General features: G+C 68.9%; 17 protein-coding genes. 13 read left to right on the plus strand and 4 right to left on the minus strand.

The window, feature by feature from the left end:
- The first annotated feature begins 13 nt into the window (after nucleotides 1–13).
- Nucleotides 14–1,027 (plus strand): PrsW family intramembrane metalloprotease, encoded by a 1,014-nt coding sequence (locus ABEA39_RS01345; protein WP_345372347.1) that lies wholly within the window; start codon nucleotides 14–16, stop codon nucleotides 1,025–1,027.
- Between the two features lie 83 nt (nucleotides 1,028–1,110).
- On the opposite strand, the gene ABEA39_RS01350 is transcribed toward ABEA39_RS01345, so the two are convergent.
- Nucleotides 1,111–1,689 carry a histidine phosphatase family protein gene (locus tag ABEA39_RS01350; RefSeq protein ID WP_345372349.1) on the minus strand — a complete coding sequence of 193 codons (579 nt, stop codon included), beginning with the start codon at nucleotides 1,687–1,689 and terminating at the stop codon, nucleotides 1,111–1,113.
- Nucleotides 1,690–1,823: 134 nt separating this feature from the next.
- Nucleotides 1,824–2,819, minus strand: coding sequence for a TerC family protein (locus tag ABEA39_RS01355; protein WP_345372351.1), 996 nt, complete (start codon nucleotides 2,817–2,819; stop codon nucleotides 1,824–1,826).
- A gap of 242 nt (nucleotides 2,820–3,061) precedes the next feature.
- On the opposite strand from ABEA39_RS01355, the gene ftsY reads away from it, so the two are divergent.
- Genes ftsY through ABEA39_RS01370 form a run of 3 tightly spaced genes read left to right on the plus strand, consistent with a single transcriptional unit; the run spans nucleotide 3,062 to nucleotide 6,546 of the window.
- Nucleotides 3,062–3,931, plus strand: a complete 870-nt coding sequence (ftsY, locus tag ABEA39_RS01360) for a signal recognition particle-docking protein FtsY (RefSeq protein WP_345372354.1) — start codon at nucleotides 3,062–3,064, stop codon at nucleotides 3,929–3,931.
- A 12-nt stretch (nucleotides 3,932–3,943) separates the two neighbouring features.
- The gene (gene ffh / locus ABEA39_RS01365; protein ID WP_345372356.1) at nucleotides 3,944–5,509 is read left to right on the plus strand and encodes a signal recognition particle protein; all 1,566 of its coding nucleotides are present in this window, start codon (nucleotides 3,944–3,946) and stop codon (nucleotides 5,507–5,509) included.
- 5 nt (nucleotides 5,510–5,514) lie between these two features.
- The gene (locus ABEA39_RS01370) at nucleotides 5,515–6,546 is read left to right on the plus strand and encodes an alpha-hydroxy acid oxidase (protein WP_345372359.1); all 1,032 of its coding nucleotides are present in this window, start codon (nucleotides 5,515–5,517) and stop codon (nucleotides 6,544–6,546) included.
- A gap of 46 nt (nucleotides 6,547–6,592) precedes the next feature.
- Here the strand turns inward: ABEA39_RS01370 and ABEA39_RS01375 are convergent, their stop codons facing one another.
- Nucleotides 6,593–7,732, minus strand: coding sequence for a glutamate--cysteine ligase (locus tag ABEA39_RS01375; protein WP_345372362.1), 1,140 nt, complete (start codon nucleotides 7,730–7,732; stop codon nucleotides 6,593–6,595).
- Between the two features lie 211 nt (nucleotides 7,733–7,943).
- Here ABEA39_RS01375 and aroA point away from each other — a divergent pair, with 211 nt between their 5' ends.
- The 9 genes from aroA (at nucleotide 7,944) to trmD (ending at nucleotide 18,589) form a co-directional block, all read left to right on the plus strand.
- The gene (gene aroA, locus ABEA39_RS01380; protein ID WP_345372365.1) at nucleotides 7,944–11,075 is read left to right on the plus strand and encodes a 3-phosphoshikimate 1-carboxyvinyltransferase; all 3,132 of its coding nucleotides are present in this window, start codon (nucleotides 7,944–7,946) and stop codon (nucleotides 11,073–11,075) included.
- A gap of 5 nt (nucleotides 11,076–11,080) precedes the next feature.
- Nucleotides 11,081–12,295, plus strand: coding sequence for an acyl-CoA dehydrogenase family protein (locus ABEA39_RS01385; protein WP_345372368.1), 1,215 nt, complete (start codon nucleotides 11,081–11,083; stop codon nucleotides 12,293–12,295).
- Between the two features lie 41 nt (nucleotides 12,296–12,336).
- Entirely contained in the window at nucleotides 12,337–13,152 is an 816-nt protein-coding gene (locus tag ABEA39_RS01390) for an SDR family oxidoreductase (protein ID WP_345372371.1), read from the plus strand.
- A 6-nt stretch (nucleotides 13,153–13,158) separates the two neighbouring features.
- Nucleotides 13,159–15,303, plus strand: coding sequence for an FAD-dependent oxidoreductase (locus ABEA39_RS01395; RefSeq protein ID WP_345372373.1), 2,145 nt, complete (start codon nucleotides 13,159–13,161; stop codon nucleotides 15,301–15,303).
- Nucleotides 15,304–15,833: 530 nt separating this feature from the next.
- Nucleotides 15,834–16,355: an ArsR/SmtB family transcription factor gene (locus ABEA39_RS01400; RefSeq protein ID WP_345372374.1), complete on the plus strand. Its 522-nt coding sequence runs from the start codon at nucleotides 15,834–15,836 to the stop codon at nucleotides 16,353–16,355.
- Nucleotides 16,356–16,507: 152 nt separating this feature from the next.
- The gene (gene rpsP / locus ABEA39_RS01405; protein WP_345372377.1) at nucleotides 16,508–16,939 is read left to right on the plus strand and encodes a 30S ribosomal protein S16; all 432 of its coding nucleotides are present in this window, start codon (nucleotides 16,508–16,510) and stop codon (nucleotides 16,937–16,939) included.
- A 3-nt stretch (nucleotides 16,940–16,942) separates the two neighbouring features.
- Complete coding sequence (locus ABEA39_RS01410; protein ID WP_286344005.1) at nucleotides 16,943–17,179, plus strand: RNA-binding protein; 237 nt, start codon at nucleotides 16,943–16,945, stop codon at nucleotides 17,177–17,179.
- 2 nt (nucleotides 17,180–17,181) lie between these two features.
- Nucleotides 17,182–17,877, plus strand: coding sequence for a ribosome maturation factor RimM (gene rimM, locus ABEA39_RS01415; RefSeq protein WP_345372382.1), 696 nt, complete (start codon nucleotides 17,182–17,184; stop codon nucleotides 17,875–17,877).
- 7 nt (nucleotides 17,878–17,884) lie between these two features.
- Nucleotides 17,885–18,589 (plus strand): tRNA (guanosine(37)-N1)-methyltransferase TrmD, encoded by a 705-nt coding sequence (gene trmD, locus ABEA39_RS01420; RefSeq protein WP_345372386.1) that lies wholly within the window; start codon nucleotides 17,885–17,887, stop codon nucleotides 18,587–18,589.
- Here the strand turns inward: trmD and map are convergent.
- Entirely contained in the window at nucleotides 18,586–19,353 is a 768-nt protein-coding gene (gene map, locus ABEA39_RS01425) for a type I methionyl aminopeptidase (protein WP_345372390.1), read from the minus strand. The two genes, trmD and map, sit on opposite strands and share 4 nt — an antisense overlap.
- Nucleotides 19,354–19,373 lie beyond the last annotated feature (20 nt).

Here is a 19,373-nt window from a genome sequence, read left to right on the forward strand (position 1 = left end):
GTAGCCTCGGGGGATGCGCGGATTCTGGCCACCACCCCTCTGGGTCCCGGCAGAGGTGCCCGCGAAGAAGTGGCTCGGGCGTCGCGGCGGCCTCTGGATCGCCGCCGGCGGCGTCGCCTTCTTTCTCTACCTGATGCTCGTCGGCGGGCTCGCTCTGCACAACGGCGCCGCCGTCACCATCGGTCTGCTGGTCGGCGCGGTGACCGTCGCAGCATCGTTCCTCTACACGATGGCGTACCGCATCGGGCCCCGCGACACCGTCACCGTGCCGCTGCTGCTCATCGCCTTCGGATTCGGCGGCCTGCTCGCGGTGACCGTCGGCTCGACCACCGACTCGCTGCTCGTCAAGCTGACCGGCCACTCCGAGGTCCAGACGAACACCGTCGTCCTGCTGCTCGCCGGTATCTCCGAAGAGCTGGCGAAGATCATCGCGGTGGTCGTGGTCTCGTGGCGCCTGAAAGACAAGAGCATCCGCAACGGCTTGTTCGTCGGGGGAGCGGTGGGCCTCGGTTTCGCGGCCCTCGAAGACCTCTCGTACGCGCAGAGCTTCTACCAGGATCCGCCGGCGCTGATCCATCTGACGCATCTCGGTTCGGCCCTGGTCTTCGTTCCCGTCCGCGCACTGCTGACGCCGTTCGGGCATCCGCTCTGGACGGCGCTGTTCGCCGCCGGCCTGTTCGCCGCCGCGCGCAACGGCCGCTTCCGCGTGACCTGGAAGGTCGTCGTCGCGTACCTCGGCGTCTCCGTGGCCCACGGGCTGTGGGACGGCTCGGCGGGCGTGCTCGATGCGACCGGCATCAAGCCGCTGGTGCTCCTCGAACTGCTCATCCTGCCCGGCATCGTCGTCGGCAGCGGGCTGATCTGGATCCACGTGGCGCGCAAGGCGCGATGGGACTTCCAGACGCCGGTCGCCTGGTGGCGCGCGGGCCCGCCGCATCCGGCCCACCAGGTTCCGCCGCCGGCGCCGCCCGATCCGCGCCATCGCCTGCCCGTGCCGCCCGGGGCCTGGCCGCCGCCTCCGCGCTGACGCGGGCGGCCTCGGGGCGGTACACCGTGCATCCCCCGCTCTGGTCCGGTCACGGCTGTGAAGCGGCCACGGCCGCGAAGCGACTACGAGGCGGCGGAGACCAGCGCCCCGTTGATCGACAGCACGCGCCAGCCGCCGTCGGCCCACTCGACGGTGCTCGCCGCGGCGTTGTGGATGTGGCCGACCTCGCGGCCCAGGATGGCCGAGAGCAGGAAGCGGATGATCGTGCCGTGGCACACGACGACGATGTTGCTGTCTTCGCCGTCGAGGGGGAGGCGCGTCTCGCGGATGTCGCGAAGGGCCCCGAGGCCGCGATGAGCGACGGATGCACGGGGTTCGATGTCGGGGAAGTCCGCGTTGGGCTCGTCTGGGATCTTCGTCGTCGCGACCGTACCCTCGCGGGAGGCGTAGTCGCGCTCGATCAGCTCGGGATAGGCGGCGCCCAGTTCGATGCCGAGCTGGGAGGCGATGATGCGTGCCGTCTCGCGAGCCCGACCGAGGGGCGACGACACGATCGCGCTCCAGTCGAAGTCCTTGAGGAGCTCGGCCGCCGCATGCGCCTGCTCACGACCCGTCGCATTGAGGGGGATGTCCGACGAGCCCTGCAGCTTGTCGGCGGCGTTCCAGTCGGTCTGGCCGTGGCGGATCAGTTCGAGGCGCATGCTCTTCGGTCTTCTTCTGTTCTCTTCGTCGGCGCCCGCGGCGCCGGGAACGGAAGCCCCGAGGGGCTTCCGCTCCGTCGGTGGAGGTGCCCGGTGTCGGGCAGCAGCGGTGCGAGCGGCGCAGATGTGATCAGCTACGCAGCAGAGACCTCGCGTCGCTCGTCTCGGGCCGTCTTGCGAAGGCTGAGAACGGTGGCGACGAGGATCGTCAGCACGATGAATCCGAGAGAGAACCAGATGGGGATCTCGGGGATCCAGTCGATGGACCGACCGCCATTGATAAAGGGTACTTCGTTGACGTGCAGAGCGTGGAACACGAGCTTCACACCGATGAACGCGAGGATGATCGCGAGCCCCTGAGCGAGGTAGACGAGCTTCTCGAGCAGCCCCGAGATCAGGAAGTACAGCTGACGCAGACCCAGCAGCGAGAACGCGTTCGCGGTGAACACGATGTACGGGTCTTGAGTCAGGCCGAAGATCGCCGGGATCGAGTCGAGAGCGAAGAGCACGTCGGTGAAGCCGATGGCGAGCATGACCAGCAGCAGCGGCGTGAAGAGGCGCTTGCCGTTGACGCGGGTCGTCAGGCGGTCGCCGTCGTAGTCGTCGGAGGTCGGGACGATGCGGCGCAGCAGACGGATGAGGCGGCTGTCGGCTTCGTCGTGCCCGTCGGACTCGCCGCCCGCCTTGACCTGGCTGTAGGCGAGCCAGAAGAGGAGGAGGCCGAAGAGGTAGAAGACCCAGGAGAAGTTGTCGATGATCGCGACGCCGGCCGCGATGAAGACGCCGCGGGAGACGAGGGCGATCGCGATGCCGACGAGCAGCACCTTCTGCTGGTAGATCCGCGGGACCGCGAAGCTCGTCATGATGATCAGGAAGACGAAGAGGTTGTCGACGCTCAAGGCCTTCTCGGTGATCCAGCCGGCGAAGTACTCGCCGCCCGGCTGCCAGCCGGCGAAGACGCCGACTCCGACGCCGAAGAGAATCGCGATGGCGATGTAGACGATCGACCACGTGGCCGACTCGCGGATGGTCGGCTCGTGCGGGGTCTTGACGTGACTGTAGAAGTCGAAGACGAGAAGCCCGAGGATGCCGACGATGGTCAGCACCCAGACGAGAAGAGAGGTGTCCATAGGAAAATCCATTCAGTACGTGCTGCATTGACCGTCTTACGGGTTCCAGGCAGCGCCATGTACTGAAGGTCTCTAACGCCCTGAACCGAGACGATGTCTCGATGATCAGGACCGGCGGTACGGGCTCACAACTGTATGAACCGTATTGACGACACCGCCGCGTTGGGAATACTCCCCTTCAATGAACCCCACCGTACGGGACCGAAAACGGGTGCGCCACCCCTCCGACTAAAGTTGCAGACATGGCAACTCCTTGGTCGCTCTCGGGCGCACTCCGCGGCATGTTCGGTCGCAAGACAATCGACGAGACGACGTGGGACGACCTCGAGACGGCGCTGATCGGCGCCGACTTCGGGCCCGACGTCACCGAGCAGATCACCGAGGATCTCCGCGAGCGGGTCAACCGCTACAACACGACGGATCCCGCCGACCTGAAGCGGATGCTCCGAGAGATCCTCGAGGAGCGGCTCTCCAAGCTCGACTCGACGCTCAAGCTCAGCAACCGTCCGGCCGTCGTGCTGGTGGTCGGCGTCAACGGCGTCGGCAAGACGACCACGATCGGCAAGTTCGCCAAGTTCCTCCGCAACTTCGACCGCAGCGTCGTGGTCGGTGCGGCCGACACCTTCCGTGCCGCAGCCGTCGAGCAGCTCGCGACCTGGGCCGACCGGGCCGGCGTGCAGATCGTCAAGCCGCAGGCGCAGGGGCAGGATCCCGCGTCGGTGGCCTTCCAGACCGTCGAGAAGGCGATGCGCGAGGGCATCGAGATCGTCATCATCGACACCGCCGGCCGGCTGCAGACCAAGGCCGGACTCATGGACGAGCTGGGCAAGATCAAGCGCGTCGTCGAGAAGCAGACCGAGATCGCCGAGGTCCTGCTCGTGCTCGACGCCACGACGGGTCAGAACGGGCTCGCCCAGGCCGAGGCGTTCATCCAGCACGCCGGGGTCACCGGTCTCGTGCTGACCAAGCTCGACGGCTCGGCCCGCGGCGGCTTCGTCCTCGCGGTGCAGGAGCAGACCGGCATCCCGATCAAGCTCGTCGGGCAGGGCGAGAAGATCGGCGACCTGACCGGATTCACCCCGCACGTCTTCGTTCAGAATCTGATCGGTTAACCTGGAGTCACCATGGCAACCTTTGGATCCCTCTCCGACCGCCTCGCGGAAACCCTCAAGAACCTCCGCGGCAAGGGCAAGCTCAGCCCCGCCGACGTCGACGGCACCGTCCGCGAGATCCGGCGCGCCCTGCTCGACGCCGACGTCGCGCTGGAGGTCGTCAAGTCGTTCACCGGCAAGGTGCGCGACCGCGCCCTCGGCGACGAGGTCAACAAGGCGCTGAACCCCGCCCAGCAGGTCGTCCAGATCGTCAACGAAGAGCTCATCGAGATCCTCGGCGGTCAGCAGCGACGCCTCGAGTACGCCAAGCGTCCTCCGACGGTCATCATGCTCGCCGGCCTCCAGGGTGCCGGTAAGACGACCCTCGCGGGCAAGCTGGCCAAGTGGCTGAAGAAGGAGGGGCACACGCCCCTGCTGGTCGCGTCCGACCTCCAGCGCCCGAACGCCGTCACGCAGCTCCAGGTCGTCGGCGAGCAGGCGGGTGTGCCCGTCTTCGCGCCCGAGCCCGGCAACGGCAAGGGCGACCCGGTCAAGGTGGCCAAGAACGGCGTCAAGTTCGCTCAAGACAAGCTCTACGACACCGTCATCGTCGACACCGCCGGTCGTCTGGGCGTCGACGCCGACCTCATGAAGCAGGCCGCGAACATCCGCAAGGCGGTCGAGCCCGACGAGGTCCTCTTCGTCATCGACGCCATGATCGGTCAAGACGCCGTCGCCACCGCGAAGGCCTTCCAAGAGGGTGTCGACTTCACCGGCGTCGTCCTCACGAAGCTCGACGGCGACGCCCGAGGTGGTGCCGCGCTGAGCGTCGCGCAGATCACGGGCCGTCCGATCATGTTCGCGTCGACGGGTGAGGGTCTGGACGACTTCGAGCCCTTCCACCCCGACCGGATGGCCTCGCGCATCCTCGATCTCGGTGACATCCTCACCCTCATCGAGCAGGCCCAGGGCGCCTTCGACGAAGACCAGGCCCGCGAGATCGCGGAGAAGTTCGCGACCGACAGCTTCACCCTCGACGACTTCTTGAAGCAGATGCAGCAGCTTCGCAACATGGGCTCGATCAAGGGCATGCTGAGCATGCTCCCGGGCGCGAAGGGCATGCGCGAACAGCTCGACAACTTCGACGAGAAAGAGATCGTCCGCACCGAGGCGATCATCCAATCCATGACCAAGGCCGAGCGGGCCAACTCGAAGCTGCTCAACGGCTCGCGTCGCCTCCGCATCGCCAAGGGTTCGGGCATGACCGTCACCGACGTCAACCAGCTCGTCAACCGCTTCGAGCAGGCGGCGAAGATGATGAAGACGGTGGCCAAGGGCGGCGTGCCGAACGTCCCCGGCATGGGTCCGATCCCCGGTGCCGGGTTCGGCGGGGGCCGCAAGCAGGTCGCCAAGAAGAAGGGCTCGAAGGCCGGCAACCCGGCCAAGCGGGCGGCCGAGAACGCGCGTCTCGCCAGCGGCGAGAAAGAGGCGGCACCCAGCGGGGGAGGCACGGGCTTCGGTCTCGGCGGCAAAAAGGGCCCCAAGGCGCCTCCGACCGAAGAAGAGCTCGCCAGCCTGTCGAAGTTCCTCGGCCGCTAGAGACCGTGACCGAGGTGCACGGCGGAGTCGACGGCGACTCCGCGGGGCCTGACGGCTTCGCCTGGCCCGAGTCGGTCGACCCGCGGGCGGCTGCCTACATCGAGGGTGCTCTGGGCGACGCGAGTGCTCGCAACTTCGCCGCCTGGCGGGAGCACCTGATCGTGCCGCGAGTCCTCCGCGACGTCACGCAGGTCTCCACCGAGTGGCACCACGACGGCCGCACCTCCTCCGCGCCCATCGCGATCGCGCCGTGGGCGAGCCAGACGTTCGTGCACCCTGACGGCGAGCGTGCGACCAGCCGAGGTGCGTGGGCGGCCGGGGTTCCGATCGTCCTGTCGTCCAACAGTGCCACTCGCGTGGCCGACCTGCCGGGTGTCGACGAGGGCGGGGCTCCCTTCTGGTCGCAGCTCTACGTCTCTCCCGATCGGGGCGACATCGTCCCCTATCTCGAGGCGTCGAAGGCGGCCGGAGCGCTCGGGTTCGTCGTCACGGTCGACGCTCCCACCGTGCCGACCGACTTCCCGTTCCGGGCACCGATCCGCGACATCGCGCCGCCGAGCGTCAACTTCGCCGGGGGAGTGATGCCGGCGATCGCGGCCGACCTGAGCCTCGACGACTTCCGCCGGATCCGGGAGACGACGGGCCTGCCTGTTCTCGCGAAGGGCGTGCTCTCGCCCGCGGACGCCGCGATGCTGGTCGACGCGGGAGTCGACGGGGTGATCGTCTCGAATCACGGTGGGCGCCAGCTCGGCGGGGTCGTCTCCACCGGCGCCGCTCTGCCGGGAGTCGCCCGAGCGGTCGCGGGACGCGTGCCGGTGTGGGTCGACGGCGGCATCCGGTCCGGAGAGGACGTCTTCCGGGCGATCGCACTGGGGGCGGATGCGGTGCTGGTCGGGCGTCCGGCCGCCCGCGCGCTGGTCGACGGAGCCGCCGGAGTGGAGGCGCTCGTGCGGCGGCTGCGCGACGAGCTCGTCACCGTCATGACGATGGCGGGATGCACGACCCTCGCCGAGATCGACCGGAGCCTGCTCGCCTGAGCCGGCCCGGGCATCCCGCGCTCTCGTCTCGGCGCCTTGCGCCCTGCTACGAAACGGTGACGCCGTCGCGCAACTCGGCCACGAGCGACGCCACGACCGCTTTGAGCGACCCATCGTTGCGCGCCGCCACTGCGAGCTGCCGCTGGTAGCTGGCGCCGCCGGCGATGATCGTCTCGACCCCGTTCAACTCGGCCAGGCAGCCGAGGCGTTCGGCCACGGGGGCCAGGCGCGTGACGAGGTCCCGGACGTCGTCGACCACGAGCCGCTCGTCTCCGGCGGCGTTCTGGATGATGATCGCCTCCATGCCGTACCGGGCCGCCCGCCATTTGTTCTCGCGGACGAACCAGGGCTGCATCCGCGGCAGCTCCTCTCCGCGGTCGAGCCGCTCGGAGAAGTCGTCGACCAGGCACTGGACGAGAGCCACCAGCGTCGCGACCTCGGCCACGCTCGAGATGCCGTCGAACACGCGGACCTCGAGGGTGCCCCACTTCGGAGAGGGACGGATGTCCCAGCGCAGTTCGGAGTGGTGGTCGATCACGCCGGTGTGCGTCATGTCCTGCACCATCGACTCGTAGTCGCCCCACGAGTCGAACTGAGGCGGCAGGCCGGCCGTGGGCAGCTGCTGGAACATCATCGCCCGGTTCGAGGCGTAACCCGTGGCCTCGCCGACCCAGAACGGGCTCGACGCCGTCAGCGTCTGGAAGTGCGGCAGGTAGGTGAGCAGCGCGTTGAGGATCGGCAGCACCTTGCGGCGGTCGTCGATGCCGACGTGGGTGTGGACGCCCCAGATCATCATCTGGCGGCCCCACCACCGGGTCCGGTCGATCAGGGTCTCGTAGCGTTCGCTGTCGGGCGTGACCTGCTGCTGGAACCACTGGCTGAATGGGTGAGTGCCCGCGCACATCAGGTCGGCGCCGAGGATCTCGGCCTCGGCCCGGACGGCGTCGATCGAGCGTTCGAGGTCGGCCACGGCGTCGCCGACCTTCGTGTGCACACCGGTGACGATCTCGACGGTGTTGGTCAGCAGTTCGTGCGTCACCCGATCGCCGTCGTCGTTCAAGTGCCTCAAGGCGGGCAGGATGCTCGGGGCATGGGGCGCGAGCTCTCCGCTCGAGCGGTCGACGAGGGCGAGCTCCCACTCGACGCCGAGAGTGGAGCGGTCGGACCTCGCGAAGTCGATCTGCACCCGCCCATCCTGCCAGGGCAAGGAGGCAACCTCCGAAGAAGGACGCGCAAATTTGCAGGGACCCTCACGAGTTGTTCTCGCCGCGGACCGACACGGAGTACCACACGCTCCTGGGGGCGAGCGTTGGGCTAACGTAGCTCGACGGGACCGACGCCGGTGGGTCTTCCGACCCACGGCAGCGCCCCCGCACGCTACGTAGAGGAGAAGACCGATGCAGTTGGTCGTTCGCGGAACATCCACCCGGCTCGAAGGCGAGCTCGACATCCCGGTGTCGAAGTACCACGCGCACCGCGCCCTGGTCCTCGCCTCCCTCGCACCCGGTCGCAGCGTGATCACCGGCGTGTCGACCACTCGCCAGGTGGAATGGACCGTCGGCACCCTCCGTGCGCTCGGCACGAAGATCACCAAGGTCGGTGACACCTACGTCGTCGAGGGCGGTCCGTACAAGGCGACCGACATCGTCGACCACGGCTCCAAGGGGGCCGAGGGCCTGCTCAACATGGGCTCGTCGGGCACCACGCTCTACTTCATGGTCGGTCTCGCCTCCCTCGCCGACCAGCCGATGACCCTCACGGGCATGAAGTACTTCCGCCGCCGTCCGATCAAGGCGCTCCTCGACTCCTTGAAGGAGATGGGCGTCCAGCTCGAAGCCGATCAGGACCGCCCGCCCGTCCACGTGCAGCCGGTCCGCCCCCGCGGAGGCGAGATCTCGATCGCGGGCACGTTGAGCCAGTGGATCAGCGGTCTCCTCCTCCTCGCGCCGTTCGCCGAGAACGACACCGTGATCCACGTCACGGGCGGGACGCTCAACGAGCAGCCGTACGTCGACCTCACGATCCGGATGATGCGCCTCTGGGGCCTCACGGTCGAGCACGACGACGACTGGCTCACGTTCCGCATCCCCGGCAACCAGACCGCGACTCCGCACGACTACGTCATCCCCGCCGACATCGGCTCGGCGGCGTTCGGCATCGCCGCGGCCGCGATCCACCCGTCCGACGTGCTCTTCAAGGGCCTCCGCACCTTCAAGACGAGCGAGACCGATCACCCCGAGTCGGAGTTCCTCGACCTGGCGACCGAGATGGGGGTCGAGTTCTCCATCGACGAGGCCACCGGCTTCGTGCGCGTGAAAAGCGACGGCTCGAAGCTCAAGGCGATCGACATCGACTGCCAGCCGATCCCCGACTTGCTGCCGATTTTGTCGACCATGGCGACGTTCGCCGAAGGCACCTCGACCTTCCGCAACGTCGGCCACATCCGCTTGAAGGAGAGCGACCGCGTCTCCGCGATGCTGCAGCTCAACAACCTCGGCGGCAACGCCGACCAGACGCAGGACGAGCTGCGAGTCACCGGGGCCTCCGGCCCGCTCGTCGGCGCCGCGCTGTCGTCGTTCAACGACCACCGAGTGCTCATGTCTCTCGCCATCGCCGGCACCCGCGCCTCCGGGGCCTCGACGCTGACCTATCCGCGGGCGTATCGCATCAGCTATCCGACCTTCCTCGAGGCGATGAACTCGATCGGGCTCGACCTCGACATGGGCGATCCGAAGAGCCTCGAGTCGGCCGAGAACGTCGACTTCGAGCGCGACGACCTGACCGAGGAGGCCGCGCTCCAGGAGGCGCCCCTCGAGCTGCAGGGCGTCGACGCCGACCCGCTGGTCCTCAGCGAGAAGGTCCGTCGCATGGCCGACGAGCACCCCGACGAGGCCGCCGTCATCGAAGTCGGCGGCGTCGAGCCCGTCACGACCACCTGGCGCGAGCTGCAAGACGAGGCAGACAAGGTCTCTCAACTGCTCATCGAGCTCGGCGTGCAGCACGGCGAGTCGGTGGCGATGCAGCTGCCGAACTGGAAGGAGTTCGTGGCGATCACACTCGGCACGGTCCAGATCGGCGCCGTCGCGACCCCGATCATGCCCGTCTTCGGCCCGCGCGAGACGACCATGACCCTGGCCCGCTCGCGTGCCCGAGTCGTGTTCCTTCCCAACCTGTTCCGCCGTCGGCGTCCCGCCATCGAGCTCCTCGAGGTCGTCGACGAGGCCCGCGCCCAGAAGCGCCGCCTGTCGCTCGAGCACGTCGTCGTCCTGCGCTCGAACGCGCGCGGCGACGCCTCGGCGCACAACGACATCACGCCGATCCCGCAGGACGCGGCCGATGCCGTCGAGGCCTCCGAATGGAACTGGCGCTACTACGACATCGCGCTCGGGGCGGTCACTCCCGACGTCGAGGCCATCCGAGCGCTGTCGCCCAAGCCCGACGACATCTGCCAGCTCCTCTTCACCTCGGGCACCACCGGTGAGCCGAAGGGCGTCCAGCACCCGCACCGCACCCTCGGACTCGCCACCGCGATGGAGGTGGCCCACCTCGGACTCGGTGACAGCGACCGCATCTACATCCCGTCGCCGCTCGCCCACCAGACCGGATTCCTGTACGGCATGCTCCTCTCCTGGCGTCTCGGCGTCGCGAGCGTCATCCAGCCGGTGTGGGACCCGAAGGTGTCGCTCACCCAGGCGTTCCACGCGGCCAAGGCGACCTTCGTCCAGTGCGCCACCCCGTTCCTCACCGACCTGGTGGCCGAGGTCGAGGGCGGTGTCGCCGTCCCCGAGTCGCTGCGCATCTTCGTCGCGACCGGCGCCGCCGTGCCCCGGGCCCTGGCGCAGAAGGCGACCACGGTGCTCGAGACCAGCGTGCTCGGAGCGTTCGGCACCTCCGAGACCTGCCTCGGCGCGCTGTCGACCCCGTTCGACGCCCCGGAAGACGCCTGGGGGAGCGACGGCAAGCCGCTGCCGGGCATGCGCCTGCGCATCGTCGACGACGAGGGCGTCGAGGTCCCGGCCGGCACCGAGGGCAACTACGAGCTGCACTCGCCGACCATGTTCGGCGGCTACCTCGACCGCCCCGACCTCACCGACGACGTGTTCACCTCCGACGGCTGGTACCGCACCGGCGACCTCGCCCGCATCGACGAGAAGGGCTTCCTGCACATCACGGGTCGCATCAAGGACGTCATCAACCGCGGTGGCGAGAAGATCCCGGTCGTCGAGATCGAGAACCTCCTCTACCAGCACCCGCTGGTCTCCGACGCCGCGATCGTCGCCATGCCCGACCCGCGACTGGGCGAGCGCGCTTGCGCGTTCGTCGTCGCGGCGAAGGACGGGGTCCACCTCGCCTTCGCCGACATGCAGAAGTACCTCGGCGACGCCGGGGTCTCGAAGTACTACTGGCCCGAGCGGCTCGAGTTCATCGACGAGATCCCCCGTAACGCCATCGGCAAGGTCCAGAAGAACGTCCTCCGCGACACCGCGGCCCAGCTCGTCGCCGCCGACGCGACCGTGAAAGAGAAGTGAGACCGATGACCACGACAGCCACCCCCACGACGAGCGGCGCCCGCGACTCCGAGTCGTTCGACGAGGCCCCGTTCGACGAAGAGGCCTTCCAGGACCTCAAGGCCGAGATCACCGCCTGGGTCGAAGGCCCGGGCGAGGACTACGCCGACGAGATCGAGGCGACCGGCCAGGTCCCCGACCGCCTGCTGCCGGAGCTCCGCGACCGCGGCTACCTCAGCCTGGCCGCGCCGGTGGAGCTGGGCGGGCGCGGGATCCCGTTCTCGCGCTACCTCGAGCTGATGGAGATCGTCTCGCGCTCGCACGCCTCGATCCGCATGCTCGTGCATGTGATCAACGGCACCTGGCGCGCCATGGTGCCGTTCGCCACTCCCGAGCAGCTCGAAGAGGTCGTCAAGCCCTCCATCGCCGGCACGAAGCTCGTCGCGTTCACCCTGACCGAGGCCACCGCGGGCACCGGCCAGGACCTCCGCACCACGGCTCGCCTCGAGGGCGACACCTGGTACCTCAACGGCGAGAAGCACCTCATCACCTTCGGCGTGAAGTGCGACTACTGGCTCATCGCCGCCCGCATCGAGGGCTCGACCGAGAAGGACGGCTTCGTCGCCTTCCTCATGCCGAACTCCGGCCTGCCGGGTGCCGAGGTGATCGACGACTCCGACACCATGGGCATCCGCGGCACCGACCACGCCATCCTCCGGTTCACCGAGACCCCGGTGCCGGCCTCGGCTCTCCTCGGCGAGCAGGGCGACGGCCTCAAGGTCGCGCTCGGCGGATTCCTCCTTCCGAGTCGTGTCTCGGTGGCAATGAGCGCTGTCGGCCTCGCCGAGCGGGCCCAGCAGCTCGCCGTCGAGTACGCCAACCGTCGTGAGACGTTCGGCAAGCCGCTCTCGAGCCGCCAGGCGATCCAGTTCTACCTGGCCGAGAACTACGCCGACATCGCCGCCGCCCGCGCCCTCGTCATCGAGGCCGCCAAAGCCTACGAAGAGGGCCGCGCCGACGCCGGCGTGCTGTCCAGCGCCTCGAAGATGGTCGCCGTCGACATGCTCGCCCGCGTCACCGACAAGGCCCTCCAGGTCCACGGCGGCCAGGGCTACTGGAAGCGCAACAAGATCGAGCGCGTCTACCGCGACGCTCGGGCACAGCGCTTCGAAGAGGGCACCAACGAGATCCAGAAGCTCGTCGTCGGCCGGGCCGTCGTCACCGGCGCCGTCTCCTACTAGTCACCCCGCGCATCCCACCCTTTTCTACCGAAAGGCCCGTCTTGGCTTCCGAAACACCCGTCCGTCCCCTCGCCCTGATCACCGGAGCCTCGCGCGGCATCGGCAAGGTCCTCGCCCTCAAGCTCGCGGCCCGCGGCGTCGACGTCGTCGTCACCTACAAGAACAACGCCGAGCTGGCCGAGGGCACGCTCGCCGAGGTCCGTGCGCTCGGTGCCGACGGCATCACCGCCCAGGTCGACATCGAGCAGCCCGAGTCGATCGAGGCGCTGTTCGCGACCGTCACCGAGAAATACGGCAAGCTCGACATGTTCATCGCCAGCGCTGCGGCGTCGGCGTTCAAGCCGGTCTCCGAGCTCAAGCTGCACCACCTCGACCGCAACTACGCCACGAACATCCGCTCGTTCGTGCTGGGAGCCCAGGCCGCCGCGCGGATCATGCCGAACGGCGGGCGCATCGTCGCGATCACGAGCTACGGCTCGCTCCGCGCGTTCCCGACCTACGCGTCGCTCGGTGCCGCCAAGGCCGCGAACGAGGCGTACGTCAAGTTCATGGCGACCGAGTTCGGCCCCCGGGGCATCACCGTCAACGCCGTCAACGGCGGCCTCATCGACACCGACTCGCTCGACTTCTTCTACAACTCGGTGCCGGGCATGGCGCCGATGGAGACGGTGCTCGAGAAGATCCCGCTGCAGCGCAAGGGCACGGCCGACGACGTCGCCGACGCCGTCGACTTCCTGCTCTCCGAGAAGGCCGGCTACATCACCGGCCAGGTCCTCTCCGTCGACGGCGGTCTCACGGTCGTCGCCCCGCCGTTCTGGGCCGACACGACCAGCCCCCTTCGCGACGCCGTCCTCTAGAGCCTCGTGAGCACCGCCGAGCGCCCCGGTCCGTCCGCCCCCGCCGATCCCGGCTCCTCCTCGGAGCCGTCCGATCTCGCGGTCACGCAGACACCGTGGGCGCTCGGTCGTCTCCGCCTGCGCCACCGCATCGTCGTCGGCAGCATGCACACGGGGCTCGAGACCCGCGACGACGGCGGTCTGGCGCTGGCGCAGTTCTACCGCGAACGGGTCGACGGAGGTGCTCACCTCGTCATCACCGGAGGGCTCGCCGTCAACGACGAGGGTCGGGGCGGCGCGGACTACGCCGTCCTGGGCGATCCGTCATCGGACGAGCGCTTCGGCGTGGCCGTGGCCGCGGTGCACGAGGCCGGTGGCTCGATCTCCGCCCAGCTCTTCCACGCCGGTCGTTACGCCCTCACCGACGGCCTCGTCGACGCCGCCGGGGAGCCCGCGCAGTCGGTGGCGCCGTCTGCTGTGCCGTGGCGAGGCGCTCGAGGAGCCGTGCCGATCGCCTTGGACGAGCCGGGCATCCTCCGCACCATCGCCGATTTCGGCGCCGCCGCCCGCCGGGCGGAGGAGATCGGGTTCGACGCCGTCGAGATCATGGCGTCCGAGGGGTACCTCGTCAACCAGTTCTGCTCGCCGATCACCAACCTGCGCGACGACGCCTGGGGCGGAGACGCCCTCCGGCGGCAGCGCTTCGCCGTGGCCGTCGTCGAGGCCGTGCGCGGGGCCGTGTCGCCCGGCTTCCCGGTGAGCATCCGGATCTCGGGCGACGACCTCATGCCCGGTTCGTCCACGCCCGACGAGGTGGATGCCCTGGCCCTCGCCCTCCTTGACGCCGGCATCGACGGCCTGAGCGTCGGCGTCGGGTGGCACGAGTCGCGGGTGCCGACCGTGCAGGGCGCCGTGCCGCACGGGGTGTGGGTGCCGCTGGCCTCCCGTCTCGCCGACGTCGTGCGGGGGTCCGCGCATCCCACCGTCGCCGTGATCGCGAGCAATCGGTTCACCGACCTGCGCGACGCGGAAGACGTGCTGGCTCGGGGTGTGATCGACGCCGTGGCGATGGCTCGGCCGTTCCTGGCCGACCCCGAGATCGTGGCGAAGAGCACCGCCGGGCGTTTCGATCTGGTCACCACCTGCATCGGCTGCAACCAGGCCTGCATCGACCGGTCGATCTTCGGCAAAGAGGTGTCCTGCCTGGTGAACCCGCGGGCCGGTCGCGAGCTCGACTTCCCGCTCGTCCGGTCGCGGATCGCCGTTCGCGTCGCCGTCGTCGGTGCCGGCCCGGCCGGGCTGGCCGCCGCCCTCGACCTGGCGAGGCGGGGCAACGACGTCACCGTGTTCGAGGCGTCGCCGCGCCTGGGCGGGCAGTTCGATCTCGCGGCGTCGATCCCCGGCAAGGAGGACTACGCCGGCCCCGTCCAGTCCTGGCAGGCGATGCTGTCGTCGCTCGGCGCCGCGATCGTCACCGGTCGCCGCGTCTCGGCCGCCGACCTGGTCGACTACGACCACGTCGTCGTGGCTACGGGGGTCCGCCCGCGGGAACTCGACGTGCCGGGCATCGATCTGCCCCACGTGCTCAGCTATGAACGTGCGCTGCGCGAGGGCGTGCCGGCGGGGACGGTCGCACTCATCGGCGCGGGAGGCATCGGCGTCGACACGGCCGGCTACCTCGTCGAATCCGGTCATGAGTCGGCACGCGCCATGTCGTTCGTGACCGCGAACGATCTGCCCCGCAGCAGCGCGTTCCTCAGTTCGCGCCCTCAGCGGCGTGATGCGTCGCGGCCCCATCCGGTGCGTCGCGGCTCGCAGGTGTCGATCGTCAGTCGCTCCGGCAAGTTCGGCAGCGGTCTCGGCCCCACCTCGCGCTGGGTCGCCGTCGGCCGACTGCGGGATGCCGGCGTGAACTTCGTCGAGAAGGTGTCGTACCGGCGGATCCGGCCCGGCGTGCTCGAGGTGGTCGCCGAGTCGGGTGACGTGCTCGAGGTACCGGCCGACACGGTGATCGTCTGTGCCGGTCAGGAATCGGTCGAGGTGCTCTCGGCGGTGCTCTCGGCGCAGGGCACGCCTTTCACGGTGATCGGCGGAGCGTGGGATGCACGGGCCGTCGACGCAGTGCGTGCGACGTCCGAGGGCCTCGAGGCCTCTCGCGCCGTCTCGCCCTAGTCCTCCGGTGGCGGCCGGCGTCCGCCGTCCGTCGTGCCCGACTCACTGTCGCGTGCCGTGCGCGTCTCGACCACCGGGACCACGTTTTGCTTTTGCACTGCTGTCCGTGGCCGTGAATTCACGTCGACCGACAACAACGCGAGAGGTGGCTGGTTGTCGCCGGTGGTGAATTCACGCCTCGGGACAACGACGGGGGCGTGGGCTGGTTGTCGTCGGTGGTGAATTCACGGTGGGCGACAACGACGCGAACGGGGCGTGGTCGTCCTCGATCGTGAATTCATGGCGACCGACAACGACCAGAACGGGGGCTGGTCGTCCGCAGTCGTGAATTCACGGCGACCGACAACGCGTCCGCGAAGGATCGGCTCGCGTGAGAGCGCGGTCTCATATGCAGGGCGGTGCGCGGCTCGGGGCGATCGGCGGCTCGGACGGGAACACGACTCCTCGACAGGCGCCGGCGCGCGGTCGTGTGAGTCTCAGGGCTGTGGAGAACTACGCGCCCGAGTTCGTGTCCGAGCATCCTTGGGGCCATGCCTGCGCCCCGAAATCCGTCCGGTCCGTCCCCCTTCTCCCTCCTGCCCTGGCTGGAATCGAGCCACGATCCGTTCCACGCGATGGGCCATCCCGTCCGCCGGTACGTCGTCGACTACCTCGCCCAGTCGGAGGCGACCGCAGGCGAGTTGGCGGAGATGATCCAGCACCACTTCGGTATCGGGTGGCCTGCCGTGTCCAAGCACCTCCGAATCCTGCGGGAGGCCGGCTTCGTCCGAGCCCGCAGCGAATGGTCGTCGCGCATCTACCGGCTCGACGACGAAGCCATCGACAAACTGGAGTGTCGAGTGCTCGACCTCCGCCAGAAGTGGATCCAACGGAACGGCGCCGGCTACTTCACGCCGTTCGAGCCGGAGGAGGCGCCGTGGCCTGCCCCGCGAACCCGGCGCCGGCCGACCGACGCGGACGACGCGATCGATCGCATGATGCGCGAAAACGGTTACGACCCCGAAACGGGTAAGCGGATGGTTGGCCAGCCGGCGCAGAGTCTGCAACAATGAGAGGTCGAGTCTGCGGCCACCCGACCCTCTAATCAGGCGGCCGAGTCGTTCCAACCGAGAACGGCGTCAGACTTCATCAGAGCTTTCGAGCCGAGTGTGCCCCCACGCTCACGGCAAAATACTCGCCCTTCAGCAATGCCAACAGGAGAATTGTGGCTGTCAAGATCCGCCTTAAGCGTCTCGGTAAGATTCGCGCCCCGTACTACCGCATCGTCGTCGCCGACGCGCGCACCAAGCGCGACGGTCGTGTCATCGAAGAGATCGGTCAGTACCACCCCACCGAAGAGCCGTCCTTCATCAAGGTCGACTCCGAGCGTGCGCAGTACTGGCTCGGCGTCGGCGCTCAGCCGACCGAGCAGGTCGCTGCGATCCTCAAGCTCACCGGCGACTGGGGCACCTTCAAGGGTGACAAGAACGCCGTGAGCACCGTCAAGACCAAGGCCGACAAAGAGGTCTTCGTCGCCGACGAGAAGAAGAAGCCCGTCCTGAAGCCCAAGTCGGAGAAGCCCGCTGCTGCTCCGGCCCCGGCCGCCGACGAGGCTCCCGCCGCCGAAGCCGACTCCACCGAGTCCACCGAGGCGTAGTCAGTGCTCGCACCTGCACTCACACACCTCGTCCGGGGGATCGTCGATCACCCGGACGAGGTGCAGGTGGTAGCGAAGACCTCCCCGCGCGGCGACGTGCTCGAGGTTCGCGTCCACCCCGAAGACCTCGGTCGCGTCATCGGACGCGCCGGGCGCACCGCCAAAGCGCTCCGCACCCTCGTCACGGCTCTCGCCGACGGCAAGCGGGTCCGCGTCGACGTCGTCGACACCGACTTCTAGTCGTGGCATCGCAGAACGCCTCCGCCCCCGACGGTTCGACTCAGCTCCGCGTAGGGCGTCTGACCAAGGCGCACGGGCTCAAGGGCGCCCTCAAGCTCGAACTCTTCACCGACGCACCCGAGAAGCGCTTCGTGCCCGGTGCCGTCTTCACGCTCCAGGTTCCGAGCGAGTCGCCCTGGCACGGTAAGACCCTCGAACTCGCCGAGTTGCGCTGGTACAACTCGCACCCCGTCGGCTTCTTCAAGGGCGTCGACGACCGCAACGCGGCCGAGACCCTCGTCAAGGCGATCCTCTGGGTCGAGCACGAGGGGCTCGAAGTCTCCGACGAGCCCGACGCCTGGTTCGATCACCAGTTGGTCGGCCTCGCTGTCGAGCGCGACGGCGTCCGCGTCGGCACGATCGAGCGACTCGAGCACCTGCCGGCACAAGACCTCCTCGTCGTCGCCACCGACTCGGGCGAGGTCCTCGTCCCGTTCGTCAGCGCAATCGTCCCGACCGTCGACCTCGCGGCCGGCGTCGTGACCGTGACCCCGCCGATCGGCCTCTTCGAAGAGCTGCCGGACGACGAGCCCGCGTCCGCCGACGAGCCCGCGTCCGCCGTCGAGCCGACGCCCGCGTCCGCCGACGAGCTGACGCCCGCGCCCGACGAGTCGACGTCCGCCGACAAGTCGACGCCCGCCACGCCCCCGACCGACTAGTCGGCCGATGCGCATCGACATCGTCACGATCTTCCCGGAGTTCTTCGGGGTGCTCGACATCTCGCTCCTCGGCAAGGCCCGGCAGCAGAAACTGCTCGACGTCACCGTGCACGACCTCCGCGACTTCACCCACGACCGGCATCGCACCGTCGACGACACCCCGTACGGCGGCGGTGCCGGCATGGTCATGAAGCCCGAGCCGTGGGGCGAGGCCCTCGACCGGATCCTGGGGGATCCCCTTCCCGGCACCGTCGTGGTCGTGCCCTCGCCGGCGGGCCGTCCGTTCACGCAGGCCGAGGCCCGCGAGCTCGCTCTGGCGCCGGCTCTCGTCTTCACCTGCGGTCGCTACGAGGGCATCGACCAGCGCGTCATCGACCATGCGGCCACCCGGCCGAACGTCGAGGTCCGCGAGGTGAGTCTCGGCGACTACGTGCTCAACGGCGGCGAGGTGGCCGCGATGGCCATGATCGAGGCGATCGGCCGACTCGTGCCGGGCGTCGTCGGCAATCCCGAGAGTCTCACGGAGGAGAGCCACGAAGACGGACTCCTCGAATACCCCAGTTACACCAAGCCGTCCGTCTGGCGCGACCTCGAAGTCCCGCCGATCCTGCTCGGCGGCAATCACGGGGCCATCGCGGCCTGGCGGCACGAGCAGCAGCTCGAGCGGACCCGTCGCGTCCGCCCGGACCTCCTGCCCGACGGCCTCTCCTAGCGGGCCGTCAGCACCAGCGGGCCGTCCGGCGTGATCGCCACGGTGTGCTCGACGTGCGCGGCCCGAGAGCCGTCCGCGCTCCGGAGGGTCCAGCCGTCCCCGTCGGTGTAGATCTCGTCGGTGCCGGCCATGAGCCACGGCTCGATCGCGATCACCAGGCCGGGTCGGAGCGGGAAACCTCGTCCCGGGCGCCCGTCGTTCGGCACGTGCGGGTCGCCGTGCATCTCGGTGCCGACTCCGTGGCCGCCGAACTGGAGGTTCACGGTGTAGCCGGCGCGGTGTGCGACGTCACCGATGGCGGCGGAGACGTCTCCGAGCCGACCGCCCGGCTGCGCGGCGGCGATGCCCGCCTCGAGAGCCTGCTCGCAGGTGGCGATGAGCCGTGCATCCTCCGGTGTCTCGTCGCCCCCGACCACGAGGCTGACGGCGCTGTCGCTGACCCAGCCGTCGACCTTGGCGGCGAAGTCGAGGCTCAACAGGTCGCCTTTGGCCAGGGTGTAGTCGTGAGGGAGCCCGTGCAGGACGGCGTCGTTCACCGAGGTGCAGATCACCTTGCCGAAGGGGCTGGCTCCGAAGGAGGGGTGGTAGTCGACGTAGCAGCTCTCCGCTCCGGCGGCGCGGATCATGCGGTGCGCGAGGGCATCGATCTCGAGGAGATTCGCGCCGGGAACCGCCGCTGCTCGAGTGGCCTTCAGGACGGAGGCGACGAACTCCCCGGCCGGTCTCATCGCTTCGATTTCTCCGGGCGTGCGCAAGTCGATCATGCAGCCATTCTTCACCGTCC

This window comes from Frondihabitans cladoniiphilus (assembly GCF_039544345.1).
GTDB lineage: Bacteria > Actinomycetota > Actinomycetes > Actinomycetales > Microbacteriaceae > Frondihabitans > Frondihabitans cladoniiphilus.

Coding starts and splice junctions, on each gene's coding strand:
- ABEA39_RS01345 (WP_345372347.1), top strand. CDS start 14: ATGCGCGGATTCTGGCCACCACCCCTCTGGGTCCCGGCAGAGGTGCCC.
- ABEA39_RS01350 (WP_345372349.1), bottom strand. CDS start 1,689: ATGCGCCTCGAACTGATCCGCCACGGCCAGACCGACTGGAACGCCGCC.
- ABEA39_RS01355 (WP_345372351.1), bottom strand. CDS start 2,819: ATGGACACCTCTCTTCTCGTCTGGGTGCTGACCATCGTCGGCATCCTC.
- ftsY (WP_345372354.1), top strand. CDS start 3,062: ATGGCAACTCCTTGGTCGCTCTCGGGCGCACTCCGCGGCATGTTCGGT.
- ffh (WP_345372356.1), top strand. CDS start 3,944: ATGGCAACCTTTGGATCCCTCTCCGACCGCCTCGCGGAAACCCTCAAG.
- aroA (WP_345372365.1), top strand. CDS start 7,944: ATGCAGTTGGTCGTTCGCGGAACATCCACCCGGCTCGAAGGCGAGCTC.
- ABEA39_RS01385 (WP_345372368.1), top strand. CDS start 11,081: ATGACCACGACAGCCACCCCCACGACGAGCGGCGCCCGCGACTCCGAG.
- ABEA39_RS01400 (WP_345372374.1), top strand. CDS start 15,834: ATGCCTGCGCCCCGAAATCCGTCCGGTCCGTCCCCCTTCTCCCTCCTG.
- trmD (WP_345372386.1), top strand. CDS start 17,885: ATGCGCATCGACATCGTCACGATCTTCCCGGAGTTCTTCGGGGTGCTC.
- map (WP_345372390.1), bottom strand. CDS start 19,353: ATGATCGACTTGCGCACGCCCGGAGAAATCGAAGCGATGAGACCGGCC.